Genomic DNA, 4,503 nt, shown 5'->3' with positions numbered 1-4,503 from the left:
TTCGAGGTGGGTGTTTCCCCTGGCGTGGGAAACAAAAAGTTCACCGCTCGCCAGATGGCCTTGCTCGCGGAGATAGCAGGGGATGATGGCGAGCTGGAGTATACGCCGGATCATCAGATCGTGCTGCGCGTACCGTGCGCAGATCCTGAGGAACTGGTTGGACGGTTGCGGGATGAGCGATTAATCGTCATGCCCATTGGCGACGTATTTAAGGTGAAGGCGTGCGACTTCTGCAACATGGAGAAGGATGACGCTGTGCCTGTGGCTGAGCATCTGCAGGTTGTGCTTGGTGGATTGCAGGCACCCAAAGAAACCAGCATTGCTTTGAACGGCTGCGGTATGGCCTGCTATGGAGCGGTGCTGGAGGATATCGGCATCGTCTACCGCAAGGGCGGATACGATCTTTTCCTCGGCGGCAAAAAGTTCGGCCGCAATGCTCATGCCGCCCAGCCTGTAGCGGAAGGGATTTCGGGGGAACAGATTACAGACATCATCGAGAATATCATCGCTGAGTATAAGGAAAAAGGGCATCCGAACGAGCGTTTTCATAAATTTTTCAAACGTGTAGGCGTGGTTGCCGGATTCCGGCATGAGGATGCACCTGCAACCGTAGAAGTGAATGCGGTTTGTGGTGATTAGTGGACCAGAAGCCTAATGAGTCGGATACAAGCATATATATAAAATAGGGCGTCATGTAGGCTATCCCTATCGTGAGGAGGAAAAAACAGCAGTGAATGCAATATTGTTGGTTGGACATGGTAGCCGGGACCCGGAGGGGAACGAGGAGCTGTTGGAATTTGCGCAGGCGGTAGCAGCTCGCGTACCGGGGACGTGTGTAGAAACCTGTTTCCTGGAGCTGGCACGCCCCAGTATTGCCGAAGGGGTACAGGCATGCGTGGAGAAAGGAGCGACACGTGTCGTTCTTGTGCCGATTATTTTGTTCGCAGCAGTACACGCCAAAATTGATATTCCGATGGCAATTGACCGAGCGAAAGCGAAGTATCCGCAAGTGGAATTTGTATATGGACGTCCGATTGGCGTTCACGAAAAAATCGTTAGCATCCTGCTAAGCCGCTTGAAAGAAGCTCGTCCGGTTGCAGTTCCGGCGGGAATGAATAGTGCTGTAGAGGCATCCGGCGAGGCAACGGACGAAGAAACGGCGGTGCTCGTATTGGGACGCGGGAGCAGCGATCCCGATGCCAACAGCGATTTCTTCAAAATCTGCCGCATACTGTGGGAGAAGCTTTCTTATACCTGGGTCGAGAGCTGCTTTATCGGTGTGACGCAGCCTTCTTTCCCGGATGGCCTGGAACGCTGTGTACGATTGGGAGCCAAAAAAATTATCGTACTTCCATATTTTCTGTTCACGGGGGTGCTGATTAAACGCATCGGAGAAATGACCGAGGAATTCGCCGAGGCTCATCCTGAATTGCAGGTTGAAATCGGGGGGTATTTTGGTTTCCATCCGCAACTGGTCGAGCTGGTGCTGGAGCGGGCGAATGAAGGCTTGTTCGGCAAGGTTGCTGCGAATTGCGACAACTGCCAGTTCCGCTTGGAGGCGCAGGAGCATCACCACCACCATCACGATCATGACCATGATCACGGACATGATCACCATCACCACCATGATCATCATGGACATAACCACGATCATGATCATCATGGACATGACCATAGGCACGATCACCACCATGAGGGACACTCGCATGACCACGGGCACGAGCATGATCATGCACATGATCATGCTCACAGCCATAATGACCATGATCATGAACACCACCACGATCATTCACATACGCCGTCTGTGGTGGGCAGCAGCGAAATTGCTGGCAGCGGGCAGGTGAAGGGCTCATGATTTTCATGCTTTGTGGAACGAGCGATGCGCGGGAATTAGCGCTGCAAATCCGTGCTAACGGCTTCAAGGTGCTGACCTCTGTCGTAACGGAAAGTGCAGCAGCCAGCTTGTCTGAAGTGGGTCTGGACGTACGTACAGGTCGAATAACGGCCAATGAAATGGCAGCAGTGGTTCGGGAACTGGGCATGCAAGCTATCGTAGATGCCAGTCATCCTTTTGCAGAAGAAGCACATGCGAACGCCATGGCAGCCGCTCGCGAGTCTGGAGTGCCTTATATTCGCTACGAGCGGGCGGGGCTGGTGTACGACAATCATCCGTTGCTTCACATTGTACCGTCCTATGAGGAAGCTGCACTGGAAGCGAAGCGGCTCAAAGGCTCCATCATGCTAACAACAGGCGGCAAGACGCTCGGCACATTCACCAGGCATTTGCTTGGAGAACCGGATATTCGTCTGGTTGCACGTATGCTGCCGCGCGTGGACAATATGGAGAAATGCAGCGAGCTCGGGCTGGAGCAAAAAAATATTATCGCCATGCAGGGACCTTTCTCCCGCGAGATGAACGAGGCATTGTACAAGCACTTTGGTACAACGGTGATGGTGACCAAGGAAAGTGGCCGTACAGGGGCTGTAGATGAAAAGGTGCAATCTGCATTGGAACTCGGCATTCATGTCATTTTGATTTCCAGACCGGAAGTGGAATTTGGCACGGTATTTGATGATTTCGACGGAGTGATTGACGCCCTGCGTACAGTCCAGTAGGAGTTGGCACTCTGAATCATGAGGCTACGACTCTATGAGAAGCTGGTCGATCTCAGTTAATCCGATGAACCCGGGATTATTTCTGGCGTGTATTTAAAATATAGCTATCTTAAAATACGCAGTTTTTTGCAGCATCATCCGACTGCGTAGTGGAACAATAGGTAACTTTAATGTTCTAAGCTAATTTAATTTTCTAATCTTTCATAAGGAGCGGTAGAGACGATGGATTTTAAAACCGATTTTAAACCGTTAACGGTACAACCGCAGGAGATTGAGGGCAAAAGCTTCGAGATGATCACGGAAGAGCTGGGCGAGCATCCTTTTACAGCCGAGCAATATCCGGTCGTACAGCGCGTTATTCACGCATCCGCTGATTTTGAGCTGGGCCGTAGCATGGTGTTTCATCCGAAAGCGATTGAAGCCGGAATTGCAGCGATTCGTGCAGGCCAGCAGGTCGTGGCCGATGTGCAAATGATTCAGGCGGGGGTCAGCAAGGATCGTATCCGTCAGTTCGGCGGGGACGTGCATGTGTATATTTCCGACCCCGATGTGATTGAAGAAGCGAAAAGGCTGAATACGACACGTGCCATTATTTCGATGCGCAAAGCGATTCAGGCTGGCGAAGGCGGCATCTATGCGATTGGTAATGCGCCGACCGCGCTGCTGGAGCTGATCCGTTTGGTCAAGGAAGGAGCGGCCAAGCCTGGTCTGGTGATCGGGATGCCCGTTGGCTTCGTGTCTGCAGCAGAGTCGAAGGATGAGCTGCGCAAGCTCGATATTCCGTTCATTACGAATATTGGGCGCAAGGGCGGCAGTACGATTGTTGTAGCGGCACTGAATGCGATCTCCTTAATGGCTGTCCGCTAGCTGCGGTTGTCCGTTTGCTGTATCATGAAATGAATTGGAACATGATCATGATCAGTAGAAGAGGTTAAGGAGGAATGGGTATGGAAAAGGAAGCGGCGTCCGCCGACAGACCCAAACGGATGAAAAGCGGTGAAGCTCCCGCGCCGGACAAGCCGATGCGGTCAGGCTTTACGACTGGAGCCTGTGCAGCCGCAGTGGCCAAAGGAGCGGTGCAAATGCTCATCACGGGCATTCCGTCGAAGGAAGCGGTGATATCGCTGCCAGCGGGCTTCGATCATGCGTTTGAGCTGATCGAGCCTGTGCTGAACGCGGACGAAGCTTCCTGCACGACGATCAAGGACGGTGGCGATGACCCGGATGCCACGCATCAGGCGCGAATTACCGCGTCTGTTAGCTGGCGCGAGGAGCCGGGCGTTGAGCTGGACGGCGGCATCGGCGTGGGGCGGGTAACGAAGCCCGGTCTGCCTGTACCCGTCGGGGAAGCAGCGATCAATCCTGTGCCGCGCCGGATGATTACGGAGGCTGTCGCAGGCGTGCTGGATGAGCACGGATCGGCCAAAGGCGTCCGTGTCGTCATCAGCGTACCGGACGGCGAAGAAATCGCCAAGAAAACGCTGAACGGGCGGCTTGGCATTCTGGGTGGTATTTCCATATTGGGTACACGCGGTGTGGTGGTTCCGTTTTCCACATCGGCTTATAAAGCCAGTGTCGTGCAGGCCATATCGGTTGCGCAAGCGATGAACTGCCAGGAAATTGTCCTGACCACAGGCGGCAGCAGTGAAAAATATGCCATGCAAATGTACGATGAGCTGACGGAAGAAGCCTTTATTCAGATGGGCGAATTTGTCGGCTTTGCAGTCAAGCATGGCAAACGACTGGGAATGAAGAAGATTATTCTCGTCGGCATGCCCGGCAAGCTGTCCAAGGTCGCTCAAGGCGTCATGATGGTTCACTCCAAGAGTGCCCCGGTGGACTTTGGCTTTCTAGCTAAGGTCGCTCGCGAAGCAGGTGTGGACGAGT

Annotated in this window: 3 protein-coding genes and 2 pseudogenes; all 5 read left to right on the top strand. The window is 53.4% G+C overall.

Features of this window, described 5'->3' with window-relative positions; genetic code table 11:
* Positions 1–639 (top strand): annotated as a pseudogene (locus WG8_RS23840) (precorrin-3B C(17)-methyltransferase); the annotation flags it as partial.
* A 91-nt stretch (positions 640–730) separates the two neighbouring features.
* On the top strand, positions 731–1,855 hold the full coding sequence (locus tag WG8_RS23835) for a sirohydrochlorin chelatase (protein ID WP_007432845.1): 1,125 nt from the start codon (positions 731–733) through the stop codon (positions 1,853–1,855).
* Positions 1,852–2,616, top strand: a complete 765-nt coding sequence (gene cobK / locus WG8_RS23830) for a precorrin-6A reductase (RefSeq protein ID WP_007432844.1) — start codon at positions 1,852–1,854, stop codon at positions 2,614–2,616. The genes WG8_RS23835 and cobK overlap by 4 nt, the downstream gene beginning before the upstream one ends.
* A gap of 222 nt (positions 2,617–2,838) precedes the next feature.
* A complete protein-coding gene (locus WG8_RS23825) occupies positions 2,839–3,483 on the top strand; it encodes a precorrin-8X methylmutase (protein ID WP_007432843.1) in 645 nt (214 codons plus the stop codon).
* 80 nt (positions 3,484–3,563) lie between these two features.
* Positions 3,564–4,503, top strand: a pseudogene (locus tag WG8_RS23820) (cobalt-precorrin-5B (C(1))-methyltransferase); the annotation flags it as partial.

The organism is Paenibacillus sp. Aloe-11 (assembly GCF_000245715.1).
GTDB lineage: Bacteria > Bacillota > Bacilli > Paenibacillales > Paenibacillaceae > Paenibacillus > Paenibacillus kribbensis.
This window is presented reverse-complemented; position numbering and strand designations above follow the sequence as displayed.

What these genes read in the sequence shown, in the direction of transcription:
- WG8_RS23825 (WP_007432843.1), top strand. Translation starts at nt 2,839, where the DNA reads ATGGATTTTAAAACCGATTTTAAACCGTTAACGGTACAACCGCAGGAG.
- cobK (WP_007432844.1), top strand. Translation starts at nt 1,852, where the DNA reads ATGATTTTCATGCTTTGTGGAACGAGCGATGCGCGGGAATTAGCGCTG.